Source organism: Paenibacillus sp. VCA1, from assembly GCF_031583795.1.
GTDB lineage: Bacteria > Bacillota > Bacilli > Paenibacillales > Paenibacillaceae > Paenibacillus_AQ > Paenibacillus_AQ albilobatus.
The window spans coordinates 49,364-72,685 of sequence record NZ_JAVLSX010000010.1 but is presented as its reverse complement, the minus strand read 5'-3'; the positions used below and the strand labels follow the sequence as shown (position 1 = coordinate 72,685).

The following is a 23,322-nucleotide window of genomic DNA, read 5'->3' as shown; positions in this document are numbered from 1 at the left end:
CCATAAATTCAATAACTTACATTCAAAAGGGAGTTGTTGTCATGAACAAGATTCGCAAGGCTTCATCCATTTTGCTCTGCCTCGCGGTGTCCGCCAGCTTGTTGGCGGCATGCGGATCGTCCAAGGATGGGGAGGGCAGCAAAGGATCGTCAGCTTCTTCAACGACGGAAGGGGTAAAGAAAGATGGCTTTCCGATCGTCGACAAGCCGTTGACGCTGAAAGTGATGTCGCAGGATGCGGGGAAAGCGGACTGGAATACGATGCCTGTCCTCAAAGAGATGGAGAAACTGACCGGCATTCACCTGGAACCCCAGCTTTCGCCGATCGACAGCTTCGCCACGAAGAAAAACCTGATGTTCGCAAGCGGCGATTTGCCGGATATGCTTTACGCCGCCGACCTTAAGCCGTCGGAGCAGGTAACCTACGGTACGCAGGGCATCCTGCTGCCGCTTGAAAAATACATCGACGAAGGGTATGCGCCCAACATTAAAAAAATTCTCGACGAGCATCCGGACGTGCGCAAATCCTTCACGACGCCGGACGGACATATGTATGCGCTTCCGTTCATCGATACGGCCGCCGTTTGGTACCGCAGCCCGATGTGGTACAACGGCAAATTCCTGAAAGCCTTGAACGTCACCGAACTGCCGAAGACGACCGACGAGTTGTACGCGTTTCTGAAACGCGTCAAGGAAGAGGACCCGAACGGCAACGGCAAAAAGGATGAAATTCCGCTGACTTCCGTCAAGCTGGATGATCTGCGCATGTACTTCTTCGGCTTCTGGGGCATGTACGACGAAAAAATTTACGCCGACAAAGACGGCAAAGTGCACTATTCTCCTCAAGAAGAAGGCTACAAAGGATATTTGACGTTCATGAACAAGCTGTGGAAGGAAGACCTGCTGGATCACGAAACGTTCTCGCAAACGCCGGACCAGAAAAAGGCGAAAGGGCAGGACAACCGGATCGCATTGTTTAACGACTATTATCCGTACTTTACGCTCGGCGGCGAGCCAAGCGGGGACAACCCGCTCATGACGCCGGTGAAAAGCGAAATTCCGGGCACTCCGGTCTACGGCAAACATCCGGGCATGTCCGCCAACGGCACCTTTGCGATCACGAACAAAAACCCGAATCCGGAAGCGACCATGCGCTGGATCGACTACCTGTACGGCTATGAAGGTTCCACGCTCTTCAACCAGGGACCTGAAGGCACGCTGTGGAAATATAAAGACAAGGAAAACCACGTCAAGGAATGGCTGCCGGTTCCGGGCGGCGGCGACCGCGAGGAATACCGTGGAACGATTACGCCGAACTTCGGCATTTTGACGCCGGGCATCAACGATCCGGAAGTCACGAAAGGGCTGCGGACCGACTTTGACGCCTGGATCGATAAAGAAAACGCCGAAAAACTCGTGCCGATCGGCAAAACGCCGTTCCCTAACGTATACTTGACGAACGAGGAACAGTCGGAAGCTTCCGCATTGTTCTCCGACCTGGATACGTACGTGCAGCAGATGGAAGCCAAATTCGTGACCGGGCAAGTGCCGCTGTCCGATTGGGACAACTACATCGCCCAGCTCAAAAAAATGGGATCCGACCGCATCGTCGAGTTGTACCAAGGAGCATACGACCGCTGGAACACCGGAAAATAACCTGACGTTCCAAGCCGCAATAGCCAACATCTCCGGCGTTTTCGCCGGGGGTTGGCTATTGCCTTTATAATTTCATGGAAACATTGCATGACAGGAAAAAGCGGGGGATGGAGGAGGAACGCAGCCAATGAGTTACAAAGACGCATCATTAAGCATCGAAGCAAGAACGGAGCATCTGCTGCGGCTGATGACGCTGGAAGAAAAAGTGGGGCAGCTTGTGCAGCTGTTCGGCTGGAAGGTGTACGAGCGAAACGGAAGCGAAATCAGGTTAACCGAAGCGTTCAAGGAAGAAGCGGCCCGAGGAAGGATCGGTTCGCTTTACGGCGTTTTGCGCGCCGATCCGTGGACGGAGGTCACCCTTGAGACGGGACTCTCTCCGCGGGAGGGGGCCGAAACGATAAACGCCATCCAGCGTTACGCAATGGAGCATTCGCGGCTCGGCATTCCGATTTTGTTCGGGGAGGAATGCTCGCATGGCCATATGGCGATCGGGGCGACCGTCTTTCCGGTTCCGTTGTCGCTGGCCAGCGCGTGGAACCTGGAGCTGTACGAGCGGGTATGCCGGGCTATCGCGCTGGAGACGCGCAGCCAAGGCGGAGCCGCGACGTATTCCCCGGTGCTGGATGTCGTCCGCGATCCCCGCTGGGGACGCACCGAAGAAACGTACGGCGAGGATCCGTACCTCGCCTCGGCCATGGCGGAAGCGGCCGTCCGCGGCCTGCAGGGTAGCCGGCTGGACGCCGATGACAGCGTCATCGCCACGCTGAAGCATTTTGCGGGATACGGCAGCTCCGAAGGCGGGCGCAACAGCGCGCCGGTCCATATGGGGCTGCGCGAGCTGCACGAGGTGGATTTGAAGCCGTTCCGGGCGGCCGTCCGGGCCGGGGCGAAATCGGTGATGACCGCGTACAACGAAATCGACGGCGTTCCGTGCACTTCCGATCCTTATTTGCTGACGGATGTGCTTCGGAAGCAGTGGGGTTTCGACGGCTTTGTCATTACCGATTGCGGGGCGATCAACATGCTGGTGTGGGGGCATGATACGGCTTCAAATCCGGAGGAAGCGGCCGCGGCTTCGCTGAACGCCGGCGTGGATATGGAAATGTCCGGCGACATGTTCCGGGCCCATCTGGAGCATGCAGTGTTGAACGGGCGAGTAGACATGGAGACGCTGGATGAAGCGGTATCCCGCATTTTGCGCATCAAATTCGAGCTCGGATTGTTCGAGCGGCCTTACGCCGATCCCGAACGCGCTGCCCGGACCATCGGAAGCCGCGAGCATATCGCTTTGGCCCGGCAGGCCGCGCTTGAAGGCATCGTGCTGTTGAAAAATAAGGACCGTGCGCTGCCTTTAAGCAAACATGGCGCCGGTAAAATCGCCGTCATCGGCCCGAACGCGGACAACATTTACAACCAGCTGGGGGATTATACGTCGCCGCAGCCCCGCCGGAGCGTCGTGACCGTGCTCGACGGCATCCGAAACCGATTGTCGCATGCCCCGGAAAGGGTTCTTTACGCCCCGGGGTGCAGAATCAAGGATGACAGCCGGGAAGGCTTCGAAACGGCGGTCGAGACGGCGGGGAAAGCCGACGTCATCGTGCTGGTGCTGGGCGGTTCGAGCGCACGCGATTTCGGCGAAGGGACGATCGACCTCCGTACCGGCGCATCGGTCGTCACGGACAGCCCGCACAGCGACATGGACTGCGGGGAAGGAATCGACCGTTCCACGCTCGGACTGTCGGGCGTGCAGAGGGAGCTTGCCGAAGAGCTCGCGAAGCTTGGCAAGCCGTTGGTCGTCGTTTATATCAACGGGCGGCCGGTGGCGGAGCCGTGGATCGACGAGCATGCCGACGCCGTATTGGAAGCGTGGTATCCCGGACAGGAAGGAGGAAACGCCGTGGCCGACCTGTTGTTTGGCGACGCCAATCCGTCGGGACGGCTGACCGTATCGATTCCTAAATCCGTCGGTCAGCTGCCGGTTCGTTACAATGGCAAAAGAACGGTCGGCAAACGTTACCTCGAAACCGATATGCAGCCCGCTTATCCGTTCGGGTACGGCCTCAGCTATACCGAATTCGAATACGGGGCGCTTTCCCTTTCGGCTCCTGAAATGACGGCCGACGGGAGTGTCTCCGCAACGGTGAGCGTCACGAATAAGGGCGAACGGGCCGGCGCCGAAACCGTGCAGCTTTATATCTGGGACAAAGTCAGCTCCATCACCCGTCCGGCCAAGGAACTGAAGGGATTCTCGAAGATTTTCCTGGAGCCGGGAGAAACCCGGGAGGTGACGTTCGACATCGATGCGGAGCAGCTGTCCTTTGTCGGCAGGGACTTGGAAGAGACCGTTGAAGAAGGCGATTTCGACATCATGGTCGGCCCCCATTCGGCGGACGTTCAGAGCATAATATTACGTGTAAGAGGAGCATAAGTAGCTTCGAACTGCTATTCAAGGTTGGCCGGAATCGTCCGTTGCCGTTTGGATAAAGGAAATTCGTTATGAAAGGGAGGTGCCGACCATGAAAGGCAGCACAAAAAAACCTAATGTCGTCTTCATCATTGCGGATGACCATCGATATGAGGCGATCCGTTCCTCGGGCAACGCCGTCGTTCGCACGCCGACGCTGGACGCGCTCTCGGCGGAAGGCACGGCACTGGAAGGGATGCACATCTTCGGAGGGTTGACGGGGGCGGTCTGCGCCCCCAGCCGGGCATGCGTGAACACGGGCCGGCCCATCTTCGAGTCGATGATCGGCAGCGACGTCAGCGTTTGGGAGCATTCCGTGAACATTCGTCCCGACGTTCCGCTTATGCCGCAAACGTTCCGAGACGGCGGCTACCATACATACGCCGTAGGCAAGTGGCATAATGACAAGGGGAGTTTCGCCCGGAGCTTTGCAGGCGGCGACAAGCTGTTTTTCTACGGGATGAGCGACCATAACCGCGTTCCGGTGCAGCCGTTTGATCCCGAAGGCCGTTATCCCCAGGAACGCGAGCGGATCAGCGAAGCTTTCTCGACGGAGCTGTTCACCGACGCTGCCGTCGACTTTATCCGGAAGCATGATCGGGAGCGGCCGTTTTATTTGTATGTGGCTTATACCGCGCCGCATGATCCCCGCACCGCACCGGAGCCGTATGCCGGGATGTATGATCCGGAGGCGATTCCGTTACCTTCCAATTTCATGGAGGGCCATCCGTTCGACACCGGGGACATGGAGGTCCGGGACGAAAAGCTGGCGCGGCTTCCCCGGAGCGAAGCGGAAATCCGCCGTCATATGGCCGACTATTACGCGATGATTACCCACATGGACGCCCAAATCGGACGCGTGGTCTCCGCGCTGAAGGATCAAGGGATATACGAAGAAACCATCATCGTTTATACGGCGGATCACGGCATAGCGATCGGCCAGCACGGATTGATGGGCAAGCAGAACGTGTATGATCACAGCATACGGATTCCGTTTATCATGCGGGGACCGGGCGTTCCGCAAGGGCTCCGGATTTCGGCGCTCGCAAGCAACATCGACATGTTCCCGACGCTCGCCGAGTTGTGCGGACTCCGGATGCCTTCCGGCGCGGGAGGAATCAGCTTCGTTCCGCTCCTCGAAGGACGGGAGCGGCTTCGCCCTGTCGTATGCACCGCTTACCGGGACGTGCAGCGGATGGTTAAAGACGGCAGATGGAAGCTGATCCGTTATTACCATTCGCCCGTGACCGATACGGGAACGGATCGGATCCAGCTGTTCGATCTGGAAGCCGATCCATGGGAAACGCGCGACGTGTCGGACGATCCGGCAAACGAGCCTCACATCAGGCGTTTGGCGGGAGAACTGCAGCGCTGGATGGAGGAGGGCGGCGATATTATGAAGGAAGTGCCCGTTTTGCCGGCATAGACAGGGATACCGCTCGGAAGTTTTGTCCTCTGCATCCATCCTTGGGTACCGTACCCGGGAGGTGTAGGGGACATTTTTTATCAGCGGCATTGACATCTAGAATTTTCTGGCATAATATAATGACTGTCAGTACTCACTGACACACTTTCGCAAGGAGATGAGCCGTAGTGGAGCAATCATTATGCAACCGGGATAAAATGCTGCTGTCCGCGATCGATTTGATCTCCGAGAAGGGGTATAAAGGGGTCACCACCCAAGAAATCGCCGCGGCCGCCGGCGTCAGCGAAAAGACGCTGTTCCGCCATTTCGGCAGCAAGCGGAAGCTGATCGACGAGGCCTTCGAACGTTTCCATTACACCGGGGAAATGGCGAATCTTTTTCAAGAACAGATCACATGGGATTTGCATGCCGATCTGCTGCTCATCGCGCGGAAATACCACGAGACGATGAACCGCAACCGGAAAATGATTCTGATCAGCATCAAGGACGAGGCGCATCTTCCCGGCATTCGGCAGCAAACGCAGCAGCATCCGCTGCGGCTGATGGAGTTTTTGACGCAGTATTTCGTGGCGATGGCCGAGAAGGGGAAGATGGCCCGGACAAATCCGGAAATCCAGGCGTTGTCCTTTTTGATGATGCATTTCGGCGCGTTTTTGAACGAGCTGGAGAAAGACGAAAACTTCCCCGGCGTGACCTTGGACGCGTTTATCGAAGAAAGCGTCCGGATTTTTGCGAAAGCGCTGGCCCCTTGATTCCGGTCGGCAAGCATTCCGGTAATTTATGCAAGATTAATGTTAGGCAGCAAGGCAGTATAAGAATACGTCAATAAGACGTTTTTCTTTTGCATTAAATGTCAGTCAGTACTGACGTTCATTCGAGGAGGATGGTGGATATGCAAGATGAAGCTCAGCAAGCCCAGGCCATGAAACTGATTCGCCTATTGGCCTGCACCCTGATTATATCCGTCATGAGCGCAGGGATGTTCAACGTCGTGCTTCCGCAAATCCGGGAGCAGTTCCATTTGACCCTTTCGCAGGTTAGCTGGATGACGTCCGTATATACGCTCATTTATGCCATCGGGACGGTGATTTACGGCAAGCTGGCGGATAAATACAAGCTGAAGCAGCTGCTGACCGTCGGCCTGTTCATATTTGCCGCCGGTTCCGTGCTCGGGATCTGCTCCACGACATTCGGCATGGTTATCTTCGGCAGGGCGCTTCAGGCGGCTGGTGCTGCGGTTATACCGGCAACGGCGACGTTAATCCCCGTCCGTTACTTTCCGGTGGAGAAAAGGGGAACCGCCCTCGGGATGTCGGCCGTAGGGCTGGCCATCGGCAACGCGCTCAGTCCCGTCGTTTCGGCGCTCGTATCAAGCGTGGCGGATTGGCGCTGGTTGTTTTGCATCCCGCTGCTGACGCTGCTGTTGCTGCCCTGGTACCGCAAATTTTTGAACGACGAACCGGGAGCGGCGGGGCAGGTCGATTGGCCGGGAGCCGTTTTGCTGGGCGCGGGAGTAGGCATGCTGCTGTTCGGATTATCGGAAGATTCGTGGCTGCTTATGGCCGGAGGCGCTGCTGCGTTTATCCTGTTCGGCCTCCGGATCGGATTGGCCAAAGAACCTTTCATTCAGCCGAAGCTTTTGAAGAATAAAAGCTATATGGTTTACTTGGCGGCCACATTCCTGATCACGGGCATATCGTATTCGCTGATCTTTTTAAGCCCGCTGCTGCTGGCGGGAGAACAGCGGCTGTCGTCCGGCTGGATCGGGCTCGCCCTTGTTCCGGCAGCTTTATGTTCGGCGCTGCTTGGGAAAAAAGGAGGCACGCTCGCCGATACGAAAGGCGTTTCGTTTGTATTTCATATCGCCTCCGTCATGCTGCTGTCCTGCTTTGCCTTGATGTCGGTCTTCACGGGGGCATCGCCGGTCGCCATCGCCTTCATATTGGTGCTGGGAAACGTCGGTCAATCCTTCATGAACATCGTGCTCGCCAGCTCGGCGTCCAAAACGCTTCCCAAGTCGCAAACGGGCATCGGTATGGGCATGTTTTCCATGATGAATTTCATCTCGGGGAGCGTCGCCGTAGCCATTAACGGCAAAATCATCGACATGGGCGCGAGCGGCGCCTGGAACCCGCTGAACTTCAGCACCGGCGGCGCTTATGTTTATTCGAATATATTCCTGGTGCTTGGGGCCGTTCATGTCGTGCTGCTGATCGCGGGACATTGGTATTTGAAAAAAGGAAGCCTTCCCGGCATCAAGCCGGCCGGCGCGTCGGCGCAGCCGCAGGGAAAAGCCTGAAACGGTTTCGATAAGGCGATTCGCTATTTATTCATAAGCATCATCCAATACAAACGAGGAGGAGAAACATATGTTGAATATTGCCATTATCATTGGAAGCACGCGCCCGGGGCGCAACGGGAAGGCCGTGGCGGAATGGGTGTACGAGATCGCGAAGCGGCGGGAGGACGCCAGATTCGAAATCGTCGACATTGCGGATTACAACCTGCCGCTGCTGGATGAGCCGATGGGGGCCGCATCGGGCCAATACACGAAACCCCATACGATCGCTTGGTCGGAGAAAATCAAATCCTTTGACGGGTACGTGTTTCTGACGCCGGAATACAACCATGCAATCTCGGGCGCGCTCAAAAACGCGATCGATTACTTATATTACGAATGGAACAATAAGGCCGCGGGAATCGTAGGATACGGCGGAGGAGGCGGGGTGCGGGCCGCCGAAAACCTTCGCCTGATCGCCGGCGAGCTGATGCTGGCCGTCGTCCGCGCCCAGGTCGGCTTGACCTTTAACGGGGATTTTGAAAACTACACCGTCTTTAAACCTGCGCCTTATCAGGAAGGCGTCCTGAATACCATGCTGGACCAGGTGGTTGCCTGGAGCGGCGCACTCGGAACGCTTCGCCGATAAATGCAGAAAAAAGCGAAAACACGCCGGCAGCGGCGTGTTTTCGCTTTTTTAGGATACCGGGAGGCGGACAGTCTTCTTCAAAATGACATTGACGGTGTTTTGTCAATGATTGGCATCGGCTATTTTTCCGCTACAGAACTCCAAAGGAGATTGCGCTCCAGTAGGAAGGTTTCATTGCATGCCCCGTACATTTCAATGCGTATGCCGTTCCTTCATCATCTCGACAAAATGCTGGGCCGTCGCGGACAGATGATGCCCTTTAAGCCATATCAATCCCGACGCCGCGGACAGCCGGGGATCCGTTATTTTGCTTGCGCGTATATTCCGGCCTTCAAGCTGGCGGGCGACCGTTTCGGGCACGATCGCCGTGCCGAAACCCGAAGATACCAGCTTGAGCAGCAGCGGAATGTCGGAGCATTCGGCGACGATGTTCGGTTTGATTTGCCGGGCGGTAAACGCCATATGGATGGTGTAGTGGACGCCCAGCCCTTCCGTGCTCGGAAGCATCAGCGGCTCCTCCCGCAGGTCGGAGAGGTCGATTTCCGGGCCGATTCCCGGCTTCTCCATTGAAGCGAGAAAATAAAACGGCTCCGTATCCAGGTGGATGACCGAAAAAGCGTCCAGCTCCAGGGGCAGGCGGATGATCGCAAGCTCCAGCACCCGGCTTTTGACCAGTTCGCACAGGCGGGACGATTCGTTTTGCTGGATTTTATAGGTTACATGCGGGTGACGGGCCTGGAATCGGTGCAGCAGATCGGGCAATTCAACGGACGACAACGTGTTGATCCCGATGTTCAGGCTGCCTTTGGCGCCCCTGCCGACCTCCTTGACCTCCGACACGGCCTCGTCCATCAGCTGCGTCATTTGCAGGGCGTATTGGTAGAGCGCTTTTCCGGAGGCGGTCAACTCCAGCGTTTTTCCGCTTCTTTCTACGAGGCGCGTCCCCAGCTCGTCTTCCATCGCCTTCAGCTGCTGGCTCAACGGCGGTTGGGACATATGCAATCTTTGGGCGGCTGCGGATATTTTCCTCTCTTCCACAATGGCGATAAAATATTTTAACTGCCTGATGTCCATCCCTTTCCCCTCCATGCTTCGCATCCATTCTGCTAAAAATATATATGAAAAAAGTTAATTGTCGCAATTTAATAAATATTTTTCATATAGTTATCCCCATGTTAGCATAGTTTATACGCAATCCGATAGTTTTAACGGATCCAAACTTCCTTAGAAGAGAATGGAGGATACACCGATGCGAAGCGACCATTTTTGGCTGACCCACGTCCGTCTTGAAACCGGCTTTCAAATGGAAAACGGAGCGGTAACCGGGACGGAAACCGGCATCTACCACATCAGGGTCGAGAAGGGAACCATAGCGCAAATTGAACAAGAAACGTTCGTTTTCGAAGACAACCTGCCCAAAATGCATATGAACGGCAAGCTGATGCTTCCTTCGTTCCGGGACATGCACATCCATTTGGACAAAACCTACTACGGCGGGCCGTGGAAGGCCCCGGGCATCGCGAGGAACGGCATTTTTACGCGGTTCGAAGAGGAAAGGGCGCTGCTCCCAAGGCAGCTTCCGGTGGCCCGGGAACGCGCAGGCAAGCTGATCGAGCTGCTGCTGCAAGCCGGAACGACGCGGATCCGCAGCCACTGCAACGTCGACCCTTCCATCGGGCTGAAAAACCTGGAAGCTACGCTTCAGGCCGCGGAAGACTTCAGCGGAAAAGCCGAGATTGAAATCGTGGCGTTCCCGCAGCACGGGCTTCTCCTCAGCCAATCGGTTTCCCTCATGAGGGAAGCGCTCAGAAACGGGGCGTCGCTGGTTGGCGGCGTCGATCCGGCCACCGTGGACGGCGACATCGAAAAATCGCTGCAAACCACGATGGAGCTGGCGGTGGAAGCGAATGCGGACATCGATCTGCATATTCATGACGGCGGGCATCTGGGCCTCTTTACGTTCCAGCGCCTGGCCGATTTGACGGAAGAAGCCGGCTGGCAGGGGAGAGTGACCATCAGCCATGCGCTGGCGCTGGCCGATATACCCCGGGAAAAAGCCGCGGCCCACGCCGAACGGTTGGCCCGCTTGGGAATTTCGATCGCTTCTTCCGTACCGCTGGGGCGGACGATCCCGATTCCGCTGCTGCACGAGCAGGGCGTGAAGGTATGGCTTGGGGACGACAGCATCACGGACCATTGGTCCCCGTTCGGCAGGGGAGACATGCTGGAAAAGGCGGGAAATTTGGCGGAACGTTTTCATCTGGTGGACGAAGTCGAGCTCGGACAAACGCTGGGCTATATTACCGGGGGCATCACGCCGCTGAACCGGGGCGGAGAACAGACGTGGCCGCGCGTCGGGGATGAAGCAAGCGTCGTGTTCGTGGATGCAAGCTGCTCGGCGGAAGCGGTGGCCAGAAGGGCGCAGCGGGTAGCGGTCTTTTTTAAAGGCCGTCTGGCTGCCGGGGCGATCCCCGCTGCTCGTTAAACCCATTTTATTTGTGGAGCCCTGCGGCTCACGGAAAGGATGATCGACAATGGAACAACGTTATTGGCTTATCAATGTCCGCCTGGAGAGCGGTTATCGGGTTGAGGATAACGCCGTCGCAGGCACGGAGACGGAAGTGGGGCATCTTCTGATCGAAGACGGAAAAATAACGAAAATCGTTTCCGCGGACGACCCGATCGAGGATCGGCTGCCGCAGCTGGACGCAGGCTTCCGTCTGGCGCTGCCTTCTTTCATTGAAAAACACTGCCATTTGGACAAAACGCTGCTTGGCGGCCGATGGAGGGCGGTGACCCCGGTGAAGTCGATTATCGGGCGGCTGGACGAGGAGAAAAGCTTTGACCAATCGCGTACGATCGCGATCCGGGAAAGCGCGGCGAATTATTTGGAGGCTTCGCTCCGGTCGGGCGCAACGCATATCCGTACGCATGTGGACATTTTTCCGGAGGTCGGGCTTTCGCATTTGGAGGAGATTCAGCACGCATTGGGCTTGTACAAGGACAAGCTGTCCTGCGAGATCGTGGCTTTTCCTCAGCAGGGCCTGCTTCGTTCCGGCGCCGAGAAGCTGGTCAGGGAAGCGGTGCGGAACGGAGCCGCGTTTGTCGGCGGCGTCGACCCGGCGACGGTGGACGGGGACTTGGAAAAATCGCTCCAGGCAATGGTGACGATCGCCGCCGAGGAACATGCGGGCATCGACCTGCATCTCCATGACCCGGACCGCCTGGGCATCTTTACGATCAAACGTCTGGCGGAGCTTACCGTAGAAGCCGGACTTCAAGGAAAGGTCGCCGTCAGCCATGCATTCAGCTTGGGGGATATTCCCGCCTCACAGGCGGCCGAAATGGCCGATATGCTGGCGGAAGCGGGGATTTCGATCATCACGAGCGTACCGATGGGCCGAAAGTTTCCGCCCGTGCGCCTGCTGCATGACCACGGCGTTTCGGTTGCCGTCGGCTGCGATAACGTATTCGACATTTGGTCGCCCTTCGGAAACGGGGACATCATGGAACGGGCTGGCCGCTTGGCCGAAATCTCGGGCTGGTCGGACGAGCGTTCGCTCGGGCAGGCGTTGGGGTACATTACGGGAGGCTTGACGCCGCTGGACGAAACCGGGGTTCAGGCATGGCCGAAAGCAGGGGATGAAGCGAGCCTCGTCCTGGTGGAGGCCTCTTGCTCCGCCGAAGCCATTGCCAGAAGGTCCAAAAGGGCGGCAACGCTGTACAAAGGGACTATCGTGGCCGGTTCATTGGAACGGGATCGATAAAATTTTCATGTTTCTCATATAAAGGCAAAAGAAGTCAGAAGCCGCAAAACACGTCCTGTGTTTGCGGCTTTTTGGTCTTTTGTTTACTCTTCGCCGTCGGGGTCCAGGGTGATTTTGTTTAGTAGCATACGAGCCGGAATCTGCATCGCTGTCCTGATCGGATGGCGGACGACGGGCAGCTTTCGGCCTAGCGAAACGTTTTCGGAGAAAAATCCTTATCGGCTTTGGAAATTCCGACTAAAAGGGTATACAATAAAAGGAATGAAAGCAGCAGAGGGGAGAATGCCGCATGAATTCCTTGTCATCGGATCCGTTTGTAAGAAATGAGCGCGAAGAAAAAATCGCCGAAAGGTCTGACCGGCTCGCGGCGGTCTTTGCGGGACGGGCCGCAGTCCATGACCGCGACGGCTCGTTTCCCTTTGAAAACTTTGACGATTTGCGGGAAGCGGGATATTTGGCGCTGACGCTGCCGGAGGAGTTCGGCGGGGAAGAAGCGTCATTATATGAAATGCTGCTGGCGCAGGAGCGGCTGGCAAAAGGGGACGGGTCGACGGCGCTGGCCGTCGGCTGGCATGTCAGCCAAGTGCTGCAGATGAGAATCAAGCAGTCGTGGCCGCCGAAGCTGTACGAGGATTTTTGCCGAAGCGTCGCGGAAAAGGGCGCGATGATCAACCAGTTCGCAAGCGAACCAACCACGGGCAGCCCGAGCCGGGGCGGCCGCCCGCAAACGGCGGCGACCAAAACCGAAGGCGGTTACGTGTTAACCGGCCGCAAAACGTTCAGCTCGCTCATTCCGGTGCTGGACCAGTTTACGGTCACCGCTTTCGTCGAGGATGAGGAAAGGATCGGCACGTTTTTCGTCCGCAAAGGTCCCGGCGTCGGCATCGACGAAACGTGGGATACGCTTGGCATGAGGGGAACCGGAAGCCATGACCTCCTTCTGGACGGCGTGTTCGTGCCGGAGGAGGCACGGATCGACTCGTGCGAAGGAGTCCCGAACGGTGGGGCGGAAACGTCCGATCATGGCGGCGCGCTGCTGCACATCCCCGCCTGTTATTTGGGCATTGCTTGGGCGGCGCGCGACTTTGCGGTGAAATTTGCCGCGGACTACCGGCCGAGCAGCCTGCCCGGACCGATTGCGGAGCTGCCGCATATCCGGCAGAAAATCGGGGAGATGGAGCAGGAGCGGATCACCGCCCGTACGCTGCTGTACAGCGTCGCCGACCGTTGGGACCGCCTGCCCGGGGAGCGCGCTTCCATGAAGCCGGAGCTCGGCCTCGCGAAGACAGTGGCGACGAATGCAGCGATCCGCATCGTCGATTTGGCCATGCGAATCGTGGGCGGTTCGAGTTTATCGCGCAGCCTGCCGCTCGAGCGGATGTACCGCGACGTCCGGGCCGGCCTGCATAACCCGCCGATGGACGACTCCGTCATGGCCATGCTCGCCCAGCGCGCCATTCAGGATGCGGAAAATCGCTCCTAAGCGCGGAATCATTACATCTAAAGCCGCCGGCAAATTGCCGGGGCTTTTTTCTTTGTGCATGGTACAGTCTAGAGCGGATATCCGGATGATGCGGTTTGATCCGAATCGGCTATACACAGATCGGGAATTGCATGATAGGATATAGGTTACATGATTTTTGATACTATGACAGAAAGAGGATTGTTGCCCGCATGCTTACTGCAATCATTCATGGATTTCTGCTGGCTTTGGGGCTCATACTTCCGCTTGGGGCGCAAAATGTGTTTGTGTTTAATCAAGGCGCATCGCAGCCGAAACTAAGGGGAACCATACCGGTCATCGTTACGGCCGCCTGCTGCGACACGCTGCTTATCCTGCTTGCCGTCCTCGGCGTGTCCGTCGTCGTGTTTACGATTCCCGCGCTGCAAACGGCCATCTTCATCGTCGGGCTCGCTTTTTTGCTATACATGGGGTGGTCGATCTGGAAAAGCAAACCTGCCGGCCTGGACCGGCGTGAAGCGGCGATGTCGCCCAAAAAGCAAATGATGTTTGCGATGTCGGTATCCCTTCTGAACCCCCATGCCATCCTCGACACGATCGGCGTGATCGGGACGAGCTCGCTCGGTTATACAGGCTTGGACAAACTGCTGTTTACCATCTCCACGATAGCGGTATCCTGGATCTGGTTTTTCGCTTTGGCGATCGCGGGAAAAATGGTCGGAAAGGTGGATTCCGGCGGCCGGTTGTTAATCGTTATCAACAAGCTGTCGGCCCTGGTCATTTGGGGCGTCGCCGTTTACATTGCTTTGAAGCTGTTTAAGCTGATTTAACACTGAAAAGATTTTGTGCAACCATGCCCAAAAGCCATCCCGAATTCATTTGAATTTCGCGGGTGGCTTTTTTAGCCGATGGCTGGAAGATATGCCCTTGACTTAAATACTTACTTTTATTAAGCTAGTGACACAAAATAAGCAATATTTGGGCAGTGAAAATATACATAGAGGAGTCATTGACATGAGCCAATTTCAAGATTTAGTGCAGGCCAGAAGATCAGCCAATACGTTCCATCCGGATATCCGAATCAGCGAGCAGGAGCTTCAAGACATGTTTAATCTCGTCAAATTTGCACCTTCCGCTTTTAATTTGCAGCATACGCATTATTTTGCGGTTACCGATCCCGGGATCAAAAACAACGTCATTTACGAGGCTGCAAACAAGCAGCACAAGGTGCTGACAAGCTCCGCCGTCATCGTCGTGCTGGGGGATCTCGAAGCTTACCGCAATGTCGGGCAGATCAACGAAGGATTGTTGAACCTGGGTGTCATCGACCAATTCGAATTCGACGCCGCGGTTGCGGACGTTACCCGCATGTACGAGGAGGGCGGCGACACGTTCAAACGGGATGAGGCGATCCGCAACGCGAGCCTGTCCGCCATGCTGTTCATGTTGATCGCCAAGGACAAAGGCTGGGATACGTGCCCGATGATCGGTTTTGATCCCGAACGGCTGCGGCAGGGTCTGAACATTCCGGACCGTTACGTCCCCGTTATGATGATTACGATCGGAAAAGAAAACACGGAAAAGCAAAGGCCGCGCGGATACCGCAAGCCGATTGGCGAATTCGTGACATATAACGAAATATGAGGAGACCGGAAGGCATGCGAACCGGCTTCTAAAGGCATGTTGAACGAAAGGAACATATTTGAAGACGATGAATAGCCCTTCGACGGGCGCCGATTTTACAAAATGATGAACATGCCGTCCTTGGAGATCGGTAAGTGCGGTTATGGTTTGACATCCATCCTGAGTTTTGTTTTAACTAAAATAAACGTATTTTCGCACGACCAGTCATAAGCTGGAACAAACTCTCATGGAGATTGGAGTCATACCATTGTATCGGAATTTGGAAGAATGCATCGTTGACCTTGAAAAACACGGACATTTGGTCCGGATCAAAGAAGAAATCGATCCTTATTTGGAGATGGCCGCCGTTCATTTGAAGGTATACGAAGCGGGCGGCCCCGCTTTATTGTTCGAAAACGTCAAAGGATCGGCATTTAAGGCGGTTTCCAACCTGTTCGGCGATATCGCGCGCAGCAAGTTCATGTTCCGGAGCACCTGGGATCGCACCCAAAAGATCATTGCCCTGCGCGACGACCCGATGAAGGCGCTGAAGCATCCATTTCAAAATATCGGGAACGGCATCGGAGCGTTGAAGGCATTGCCGATGAAAAAAGGAAGCGGCGTCCCCGCCGGCTTTCGGGAAATCCGGATTTCGGACCTGCCCCAGATCCGGCACTGGCCGATGGACGGGGGCGCTTTTGTGACCTTGCCGCAGGTGTATTCCGAAGACCCGGACAAGCCGGGGCTCATGAATTCCAATTTGGGCATGTACCGGATTCAGCTCAGCGGCAACGACTACGAACCGGATCATGAAATCGGCCTGCATTACCAGATCCACCGCGGCATCGGCGTCCATCAGGCAAAGGCAAGCAAAAAGGGAGAGCCTTTAAAAGTGAGCATCTTTGTCGGCGGTCCTCCGGCCCATACGTTGTCGGCGGTCATGCCTTTGCCGGAAGGCTTGAGCGAAATGCTGTTTGCGGGTCTTTTGTCCGGGCGCCGTTTCCGGTACAGCTACGTCGACGGCTATTGCATCAGCCATGACGCCGATTTTGTCATTACCGGCGACATTTACCCGGACGACACGAAACCGGAAGGGCCGTTCGGCGACCATTTGGGCTATTACAGCCTGACGCATCCGTTTCCGGTGATGAAGGTCCATAAAGTGTACGCGAAGCAAAACGCGATTTGGCCGTTCACCGTCGTCGGGCGTCCGCCCCAGGAGGATACGGCGTTCGGGGAGCTTATTCACGAGCTGACGGGCGACGCGATCAAGCAGGAAATTCCGGGGGTCAAGGAAGTGCATGCCGTCGACGCGGCCGGGGTTCACCCGCTTTTGTTGGCCATCGGCAGCGAGCGGTATACGCCTTACCAGCGCGTGAAGCAGCCGACGGAGATGCTGACGCTGGCGAACCGGATTTTGGGAACGGGACAATTGAGCCTCGCCAAATACCTGTTTATTACCGCCGAAGAAAAGCGCCCGCTCGATACACATGATATCGTCGGATTTTTTACTTATATTTTGGAGCGGATCGATCTGCGCCGGGACATTCATTTTTATACGAATACGACGATCGATACGCTGGATTATTCGGGAACCGGCTTAAACACGGGCAGCAAGGCGGTTTTGGCGGCATACGGGGATGCCAAGCGGGAATTATGCCGCGAAGCGCCCGAAGGGCTAAAAGATTTGCGCGGATATGAAAATCCGCGTCTGGTCATGCCGGGCGTCGTTGCGATTCAAGGCCCTGCTTTCGAGAGTTACGACAAGGCGGAGCGGGAAATGAAAGCTTTGAGCGAAGCGTTGGCGGCCCAAGGCCCGCTTGAAGGCTGCCCGATGATCGTGTTGTGCGACGACAGTACATTCGTTTCCGACACGTTGTCCAATTTCCTGTGGGTGACGTTTACGCGCAGCAACCCGTCGCATGACATGCACGGCGTAAACAGCGGCTTCGAGCACAAGCATTGGGGCTGCGACAACATGATCATCGACGCCCGCATCAAACCGCATCAGGCGCCGCCGCTTGTTCCCGACCCGGGCGTGGAAAAAAACATCGAGCGTTTTTTTGCGAAGGGCGCAAGCTTGGAAAACGTGAAACTGAAATAACATCGACTTAAAAAATGACTTGGAGATAAGATCCCATGGCGATGCAAAGCCGTGGGATCTTTTTTTGTTTCGGCGGTTTCTTACGTTGCCCGAACAAAAATCGCCCTTCCCGTTAACAGGAATACGGAACGGATTTAACATTCGGTCCTTAAGCTTAAGGAGGAATAAGCGACAAGGAGGCTGGGACAACAAGAGAAGACGTTCCAAGATGAAATTGGTATCGATACCAATGTTCGAACCCAACGTTTTGCGGGATGCATCCGCCCGGCCGTTCGTTCATTGCACGATGCCGGAATCGCCGCCAGACGGCGAAAAGGGAAAAGCGAAACATGCGGATTATGTTTGTTCAAATTGGTATCGATACCAATTTGAAAATTGTTGGAGGTGATCGTTCTTGAGCTGGTACTTTAAACAACGGGGCCGTAGGAAAATATTGGAATTCGTCATATTCGCCCTGTTCATATTCTTTTTTCTGGGGCCGCTGATCAATCTGGCGTTGCTCGCTTTTTCGGGGCAATGGCAGTTTCCGGCGGCGCTTCCCCAAAGCTGGTCGTTGACCTGGTGGAAATACGTGCTATCACAGCCGGAAATTTTGAAATCGATCGGTCTGTCGTTTCTCATTGCGAGCGTGGTTACCGCGTTGTCCATCGTCATCTGCGTGCCGGCCGCTTACGCTTTTGCGCGCATCCGGTTTCCGCTCAGCCGCTGGTTTTTGTTTTCGTTTCTGCTGACCAACGCGTTTCCGAAGATGGGCCTGTACGTCGCCATCGCGGTGCTTTTTTTCAAGGTCGGCCTCATGAACACGTTCGCGGGCGTCGTGCTGATCCATATCGTCAATACGCTGATGTACATGACCTGGATTCCGTCCGCTTCCTTTAAAAGCGTGCATCAAGCGCAGGAAGAGGCCGCGCGGGATGCAGGAGCGGGTCCGCTGCGCGTGTTCCGGAGCGTAACGCTGCCGATGGCTATGCCGGGAATCATCGTCGCGTCGATCTTCACGTTTCTGTCTTCGCTGGATGAAGCCCAAGGAACGTTTATGGTCGGCATGCCCGATTACAAAACGATGCCGTTGATTATGTACGGAGCCGTTCAGGACTATCCGGCCACCGCAGGTGCCGTTTTTTCAATCCTGCTCACGCTGCCGACGATCATTCTGTTGTTTGTCTCGCGGCGCTTTGTCAGCGCGGACGTCATGTCCAGCGGCTTCACCATGAAATAGCAGGGAGGGATGGAAGTGACTGCACCGATTCAATTATCGATCCAAAATTTAACGAAACGTTATAAAACCGGCGACGGCGTAAGCGGTATTTCGCTCGAAATCGCCCGCGGGGAGCTCGTGACGCTGCTCGGACCTTCCGGCTGCGGCAAAACGACGGTGCTCCGTTTCGTCGGGGGATTTCTCGAGCCGGACTCCGGGGACATTCAAATCGCAGGCAAAAGCGTGCTGCACCTCCCGCCGGAAAAACGCCCGACGGCGATGGTGTTCCAGAGCTACAATCTGTGGCCGCATATGACCGTCTATGAAAATTTGGCCTTCGGTTTGAAGATCAGGAAACAAAGCAAAGAGCAAATCCGGGAAGCGGTAGACCGCGCGCTGCGCCTCGTCCGGCTTCCCGGAACGGAGAAGAAACGGCCAGGCGAGCTTTCGGGCGGCCAACAGCAGCGGGTGGCCGTCGCCCGCGCCCTGCTGCTCGAGCCTGCGGTGCTGCTGCTCGACGAACCTTTTTCCGCGCTGGATGCGAAGCTGAGAAGCGAGCTGCGCGAGGAATTGCGCGAAATCCAATCCATTGCCAAGCTGACGATGATGTTCGTCACGCATGACCAGGAGGAGGCGTTGTCGCTGTCCGACCGGATCATCGTCATGAATCGCGGAAACATCGAACAATCCGCGTCCCCGCAGCATATTTACGATGCGCCGGCGACGTTGTTCGTCGCCAATTTCATCGGCCGCATGAACATGCTGGACGGCATGGCGGACGAGGAAGGCATCCGGCTGAACCGGTACCGCCTCGCCAATCCGGACGGATTGCGGGGAGAGGTCGTCGTTGCGGTCCGTCCCGAAGACGTCAAGTGGGACGATCCTTCCCGCCCCGGTCTGGCCGCTGCGGTCAAGCAGGTGATGATTCTGGGGCATTACGCGGAAATTACGCTCCTGACGGAGTCCGGCATGCTGAGGATGTTCCTGCCCCGCGAGGAAGCGGGACGGCTGACCGGCGGACAAGCGGTATCCTTGACATTCGGCAAATACAAGGCATTTGCAAAAACATCCCATTAAACGAGCTGACTAGGAGGAACTTTAGCGATGAGTATGAACCGTGGATTCAAACGTAAAGGGAAAGCGATGCTTCTTGCAACTTTGGCGGCCGCGACGCTTCTTGCCGGCTGCTCTTCCGGAGCAGGCAAAAACGGCGCGGACGCCTCCGCAGCGGGGGGCGCTTCGGGCGGCGGCTCCGGCAGCCCGACGGAAATTTCGTTTTATTTCAGCGGCTCGCAAAACGTGCAGGAGCTGTGGGAACATTTGAAGGACATGTACGAGCAGAAGCAGGATAAGGTGAAGGTCAAGCTGGTGTACATTCCTTCCGGTCAAGGCGAACAGGCGACGATGAACCGCATCGTTGCCGCCAAACGCGCGGGGAAAGACAGCGTCGACGTCGATTTGTACGAAGCCAACGGAGGATCCGACATGGCCGCCGACAAAAAAGACGGGGTGTTCGAAAGCCTGAGCGAGCAGCAGATTCCGAACCTCAGCCTGATGAACCCGGCGAACATGAAGGATTTGAACTATAAAGCCGTTCCTTACCGCTCTTCCTCGGTCCTGCTGGCCTATAACAGCGAGAAGGTGCCTTCCCCGCCGAAAACGCTCGACGATTTGTACGCGTGGATCCATGAGCATCCGGGACGGTTTGCCTACAATGATCCGGCAACGGGAGGCTCCGGCGAATCGTTCGTGCTGACGACGCTGTACAAATCCCTGCCGGAAGACGCGATCCACAATCAGGATCCCAACATCATGAAGGAATGGGACAAAGGATTCGAACAGCTGAAGGCGCTTGGCAAAGACATGTATCAGAAGGGCGTTTATCCGAAGAAAAACCAGGGAACGCTCGACCTGCTTGCGAACGGGGAAGTCGACATGATCCCGGCCTGGTCCGATATGGCGCTTGAGCAGATCAACAAAAAGCTGCTGCCGGAGACGACCAAGCTGGCCCAGATCGAACCCGCCTTTACGGGCGGACCGGGGCTTTTGACCGTGCCAAGCATGTCCAAGCATAAAGAAGCGGCTTACGATTTCATCAATTTCGTGTTAAGTCCGGAAGCCCAAGCGGAAGTGGTGAACGAAATTTACGGCTTCCCGGGCATCGAATGGTCCCATATGCCAAGCGAGCTGCAAGAAAAATTCAAGGGCGTTTCCGTCAGTTACCGTTCCTTTAACCTCGGCGAGCTGGAGTCCGAAGCGATGAAACGCTGGCAAAGGGAAGTCGCCGGACAATGAGCGGGCAAGGACTGAACATGCCTCTCGAAACGGGAAAACCGCTGAAAACGGCGTTGAACGGCCGCGGAGCCAAGCGTTCCGCGCTGGGGCTCGCCATGGTGATTCCTTCCTTTCTCCTGCTGCTTTTTATGATCGTGGTGCCGATCGCGACCTCGATCCGGGAGAGCCTGACCGGAAGCGACGGCGCGTTTACGTGGGACAATTACAAATATTTGTTTACCGATCCGGGCATGAAAGCCAATATTTTGTATACCTTGAATTTGACCGTGGTCTCGTCGGTGATCGTGCTCGTCATTGCGTACATGCTGGCCGTGTTTTTAAGATTTTCGACGGGCAGGCTCGCGGGATGGATCGAAAAGCTGTACTACATCCCGATGTTTATCCCTTCCGTCATCGCCACGTACGGAATGATCAACATGTATGGGAATCACGGCTGGCTGGCGCGCATCCTGCTGCTGTTCACGGACGCCCCTTTCATGAAAATACTGTACGACTATAAAGGGCTGCTGCTCGCGAATTTATGGTTTAACATCCCGTTTGCGACGATGATGCTGAGCTCGGCTTTGTCCGGCGTGCCGAATTCGGTCATCGAAAGCGCCAAGGATATCGGAGCGGGAAAAATGCAAATTTTTTTCCGTATTATTTTCCCGATGACGTTCAAATCGATGCTTGTGGCCGCGACCTTTGTCGTGATGGGCGTCATCGGCAGCTTCACCGCGCCGTTCCTCATCGGGCCGAATGCGCCGCAGGTGCTCGGCGTGGCGATGCAGCAGCAGTTTTCGGTCTATTATGAAACGGGCATTGCCAGCGCCTGCGCCGTGTTTATGTTCGCGATTTGTTCTCTGGTCGGATATTTTTATATCCGCAATATGATGAAGGAAGAACGGTAGAAAGGCGGGAATCGCGCATGAAAGAGCTGCTGACGGTCGAAGGGGCTTTGAGCCCGCTTAGTTCCAAAACGCATATCACGTACCAGCTGTATATTCCCGAAGGAATCGACATTCTGGAAATTGATTTTGCGTATGACCCGAAAACAATGGATGACAAGGAAACCTCCAAACCGCTGATCGAGGAAGCGATCCGGAAATACGTCGATCCAGCGCTTCAAGAAATCTATTTGCCGCAGTGGGAAAAATTCCATCCGCTGCAAAACCTGTTGACGCTTTCCGTCGACGATCCGGACGGATTCCGGGGATCGGCGCACCGTCATCCGAACCACCAGCGCCACGTGTTGTCGCCGCAAACCGCTTCGCCCGGTTTTTTCGCCGGAAAGGTATCGGAGGGCGTGTGGAAGGTGACGATCAGCGTTCACTGCGTCGTGACGCCGGAATGCCGCTATCGGCTCCGGATCGGGGAAGGGGGAACGGGACATGAGATGGCTTCCGTTTGAGCTGCATACCCATACGCCGCACAGCGACGGCACGCATACGCTGCTCGAAATGTGTACAAAAGCCCGGGAGCTCGGCCTAAGCGGCATTGCGCTGACGGACCATAACACCACGTCGGGCATGGCCGATGCGGCTTCGGTCACGGAAGAAACGGGCGTCGCCGTGATTCCCGGGCTCGAGTGGACGACCTTTTACGGCCATATGCTGACGCTTGGCGTTCCTTATTCCGAATGGCGCGATTTGGGACCGACCGATATTCATAAAGGAATCGACAGGGTGCATCGGCAGGGAGGCATTGTGGGCATTGCGCATCCGTTCAGCTTGGGGAGCCCGATCTGCACCGGCTGCCATTGGGAGTATGCCGTGCAGGATTGGAGCCGGATCGATTATATGGAGGTATGGCACGAAACGCTACCTCCGATGCGGAACCATAACGCGCCTGCGTTCGACATGTGGACCCGGCTGCTCAACGAAGGGTACCGGATATCGGGGACGGCGGGGCGGGATTGGCACCGTTCGTCCGATGAGGATGATCCGCCGGCATTTACCTTCCTCGGACTTGTCCGTGAAGCCGGACTGCCCGGCACGGAGGACGTGGTGGACGCGATTCGCTCCGGCCGGATTTGCGTGAGCATGGGGCCGCTGCTTGAGCTGCAGATGACGTGCGGCGAAGGCAGCTACGGAATCGGTGACGTCGTCGACGCGGAAAACGCCGGGGCGGATGCAAGCTGCGAGCTGACGGTGCGGGTGACCCCAGCGGCGCATACGGGTCGCCGGTTGGGCACGGATGAGCAAGGACGAGTCATCATCGTCGAAACGAATGCCGGGGAAATGCTGCGGCTGCCGGTCAAGGAAGGAGCGGACGAAATTCGATGTTCCTTCGGCGCCAAAGGCTTGAAGTGGATGCGGATCCGTCTTTCCGGCATGCTGAACGGAGCCTTGGCGACCATTGCTTTTACAAATCCCGTTTATTTTAAATAAGTACCTGAATCATCGTCAGCGCAAAAGCCCCG

General features: G+C 56.2%; 19 protein-coding genes. 18 read left to right on the top strand and 1 reads right to left on the bottom strand.

Annotated elements, in window-relative coordinates; genetic code table 11:
- Positions 1-41: 41 nt before the first annotated feature.
- From RJP21_RS22020 to RJP21_RS21995, 6 genes are all read left to right on the top strand, one after another.
- Entirely contained in the window at positions 42-1,655 is a 1,614-nt protein-coding gene (locus RJP21_RS22020; RefSeq protein ID WP_310861213.1) for an extracellular solute-binding protein, read from the top strand.
- 127 nt (positions 1,656-1,782) lie between these two features.
- A complete protein-coding gene (locus RJP21_RS22015) occupies positions 1,783-4,083 on the top strand; it encodes a glycoside hydrolase family 3 N-terminal domain-containing protein (protein ID WP_310861212.1) in 2,301 nt (766 codons plus the stop codon).
- A gap of 88 nt (positions 4,084-4,171) precedes the next feature.
- Positions 4,172-5,545, top strand: coding sequence for a sulfatase family protein (locus RJP21_RS22010; RefSeq protein WP_310861211.1), 1,374 nt, complete (start codon positions 4,172-4,174; stop codon positions 5,543-5,545).
- A gap of 197 nt (positions 5,546-5,742) precedes the next feature.
- Positions 5,743-6,297 carry a TetR/AcrR family transcriptional regulator gene (locus RJP21_RS22005; protein WP_160040784.1) on the top strand — a complete coding sequence of 185 codons (555 nt, stop codon included), beginning with the start codon at positions 5,743-5,745 and terminating at the stop codon, positions 6,295-6,297.
- 140 nt (positions 6,298-6,437) lie between these two features.
- Positions 6,438-7,844 carry an MFS transporter gene (locus RJP21_RS22000; RefSeq protein ID WP_310861210.1) on the top strand — a complete coding sequence of 469 codons (1,407 nt, stop codon included), beginning with the start codon at positions 6,438-6,440 and terminating at the stop codon, positions 7,842-7,844.
- Between the two features lie 70 nt (positions 7,845-7,914).
- Positions 7,915-8,472 (top strand): NADPH-dependent FMN reductase, encoded by a 558-nt coding sequence (locus tag RJP21_RS21995; protein WP_310861209.1) that lies wholly within the window; start codon positions 7,915-7,917, stop codon positions 8,470-8,472.
- Positions 8,473-8,664: 192 nt separating this feature from the next.
- Here the strand turns inward: RJP21_RS21995 and RJP21_RS21990 are convergent, their stop codons facing one another.
- The gene (locus RJP21_RS21990; RefSeq protein ID WP_310861208.1) at positions 8,665-9,546 is read right to left on the bottom strand and encodes a LysR family transcriptional regulator; all 882 of its coding nucleotides are present in this window, start codon (positions 9,544-9,546) and stop codon (positions 8,665-8,667) included.
- A 175-nt stretch (positions 9,547-9,721) separates the two neighbouring features.
- Between RJP21_RS21990 and RJP21_RS21985 the strand changes: the two genes are divergently transcribed.
- From RJP21_RS21985 to RJP21_RS21930, 12 genes are all read left to right on the top strand, one after another.
- Complete coding sequence (locus RJP21_RS21985; protein WP_310861207.1) at positions 9,722-10,957, top strand: amidohydrolase; 1,236 nt, start codon at positions 9,722-9,724, stop codon at positions 10,955-10,957.
- A gap of 49 nt (positions 10,958-11,006) precedes the next feature.
- Positions 11,007-12,239: an amidohydrolase gene (locus RJP21_RS21980; RefSeq protein WP_310861206.1), complete on the top strand. Its 1,233-nt coding sequence runs from the start codon at positions 11,007-11,009 to the stop codon at positions 12,237-12,239.
- Positions 12,240-12,528: 289 nt separating this feature from the next.
- The gene (locus RJP21_RS21975) at positions 12,529-13,722 is read left to right on the top strand and encodes an acyl-CoA dehydrogenase family protein (RefSeq protein WP_310861205.1); all 1,194 of its coding nucleotides are present in this window, start codon (positions 12,529-12,531) and stop codon (positions 13,720-13,722) included.
- Between the two features lie 191 nt (positions 13,723-13,913).
- Positions 13,914-14,531 carry a LysE/ArgO family amino acid transporter gene (locus tag RJP21_RS21970; protein WP_310861204.1) on the top strand — a complete coding sequence of 206 codons (618 nt, stop codon included), beginning with the start codon at positions 13,914-13,916 and terminating at the stop codon, positions 14,529-14,531.
- Between the two features lie 184 nt (positions 14,532-14,715).
- Positions 14,716-15,345: a nitroreductase family protein gene (locus tag RJP21_RS21965; RefSeq protein WP_310861203.1), complete on the top strand. Its 630-nt coding sequence runs from the start codon at positions 14,716-14,718 to the stop codon at positions 15,343-15,345.
- Between the two features lie 247 nt (positions 15,346-15,592).
- Positions 15,593-17,428 carry a UbiD family decarboxylase gene (locus RJP21_RS21960; protein WP_310861202.1) on the top strand — a complete coding sequence of 612 codons (1,836 nt, stop codon included), beginning with the start codon at positions 15,593-15,595 and terminating at the stop codon, positions 17,426-17,428.
- Between the two features lie 394 nt (positions 17,429-17,822).
- A complete protein-coding gene (locus RJP21_RS21955) occupies positions 17,823-18,647 on the top strand; it encodes an ABC transporter permease (RefSeq protein ID WP_310861201.1) in 825 nt (274 codons plus the stop codon).
- 15 nt (positions 18,648-18,662) lie between these two features.
- Positions 18,663-19,703 (top strand): ABC transporter ATP-binding protein, encoded by a 1,041-nt coding sequence (locus tag RJP21_RS21950; protein ID WP_310861200.1) that lies wholly within the window; start codon positions 18,663-18,665, stop codon positions 19,701-19,703.
- Positions 19,704-19,730: 27 nt separating this feature from the next.
- Positions 19,731-20,921 carry an extracellular solute-binding protein gene (locus RJP21_RS21945; protein WP_310861199.1) on the top strand — a complete coding sequence of 397 codons (1,191 nt, stop codon included), beginning with the start codon at positions 19,731-19,733 and terminating at the stop codon, positions 20,919-20,921.
- A complete protein-coding gene (locus RJP21_RS21940) occupies positions 20,918-21,811 on the top strand; it encodes an ABC transporter permease (RefSeq protein WP_310861198.1) in 894 nt (297 codons plus the stop codon). Before RJP21_RS21945 ends, RJP21_RS21940 begins: the two co-directional genes overlap by 4 nt.
- A gap of 17 nt (positions 21,812-21,828) precedes the next feature.
- The gene (locus RJP21_RS21935) at positions 21,829-22,311 is read left to right on the top strand and encodes a hypothetical protein (RefSeq protein ID WP_310861197.1); all 483 of its coding nucleotides are present in this window, start codon (positions 21,829-21,831) and stop codon (positions 22,309-22,311) included.
- Positions 22,292-23,290, top strand: a complete 999-nt coding sequence (locus tag RJP21_RS21930; RefSeq protein ID WP_310861196.1) for a CehA/McbA family metallohydrolase — start codon at positions 22,292-22,294, stop codon at positions 23,288-23,290. The genes RJP21_RS21935 and RJP21_RS21930 overlap by 20 nt, the downstream gene beginning before the upstream one ends.
- Positions 23,291-23,322: the final 32 nt, after the last annotated feature.

Bases quoted from the DNA above. Each gene is read 5' to 3' on its own strand.
- RJP21_RS22020 (WP_310861213.1), top strand. From the start codon at position 42: ATGAACAAGATTCGCAAGGCTTCATCCATTTTGCTCTGCCTCGCGGTG.
- RJP21_RS22015 (WP_310861212.1), top strand. From the start codon at position 1,783: ATGAGTTACAAAGACGCATCATTAAGCATCGAAGCAAGAACGGAGCAT.
- RJP21_RS22010 (WP_310861211.1), top strand. From the start codon at position 4,172: ATGAAAGGCAGCACAAAAAAACCTAATGTCGTCTTCATCATTGCGGAT.
- RJP21_RS22005 (WP_160040784.1), top strand. From the start codon at position 5,743: ATGCTGCTGTCCGCGATCGATTTGATCTCCGAGAAGGGGTATAAAGGG.
- RJP21_RS22000 (WP_310861210.1), top strand. From the start codon at position 6,438: ATGCAAGATGAAGCTCAGCAAGCCCAGGCCATGAAACTGATTCGCCTA.
- RJP21_RS21995 (WP_310861209.1), top strand. From the start codon at position 7,915: ATGTTGAATATTGCCATTATCATTGGAAGCACGCGCCCGGGGCGCAAC.
- RJP21_RS21990 (WP_310861208.1), bottom strand. From the start codon at position 9,546: ATGGACATCAGGCAGTTAAAATATTTTATCGCCATTGTGGAAGAGAGG.
- RJP21_RS21985 (WP_310861207.1), top strand. From the start codon at position 9,722: ATGCGAAGCGACCATTTTTGGCTGACCCACGTCCGTCTTGAAACCGGC.
- RJP21_RS21980 (WP_310861206.1), top strand. From the start codon at position 11,007: ATGGAACAACGTTATTGGCTTATCAATGTCCGCCTGGAGAGCGGTTAT.
- RJP21_RS21975 (WP_310861205.1), top strand. From the start codon at position 12,529: ATGAATTCCTTGTCATCGGATCCGTTTGTAAGAAATGAGCGCGAAGAA.
- RJP21_RS21970 (WP_310861204.1), top strand. From the start codon at position 13,914: ATGCTTACTGCAATCATTCATGGATTTCTGCTGGCTTTGGGGCTCATA.
- RJP21_RS21965 (WP_310861203.1), top strand. From the start codon at position 14,716: ATGAGCCAATTTCAAGATTTAGTGCAGGCCAGAAGATCAGCCAATACG.
- RJP21_RS21945 (WP_310861199.1), top strand. From the start codon at position 19,731: ATGAGTATGAACCGTGGATTCAAACGTAAAGGGAAAGCGATGCTTCTT.
- RJP21_RS21940 (WP_310861198.1), top strand. From the start codon at position 20,918: ATGAGCGGGCAAGGACTGAACATGCCTCTCGAAACGGGAAAACCGCTG.
- RJP21_RS21935 (WP_310861197.1), top strand. From the start codon at position 21,829: ATGAAAGAGCTGCTGACGGTCGAAGGGGCTTTGAGCCCGCTTAGTTCC.
- RJP21_RS21930 (WP_310861196.1), top strand. From the start codon at position 22,292: ATGAGATGGCTTCCGTTTGAGCTGCATACCCATACGCCGCACAGCGAC.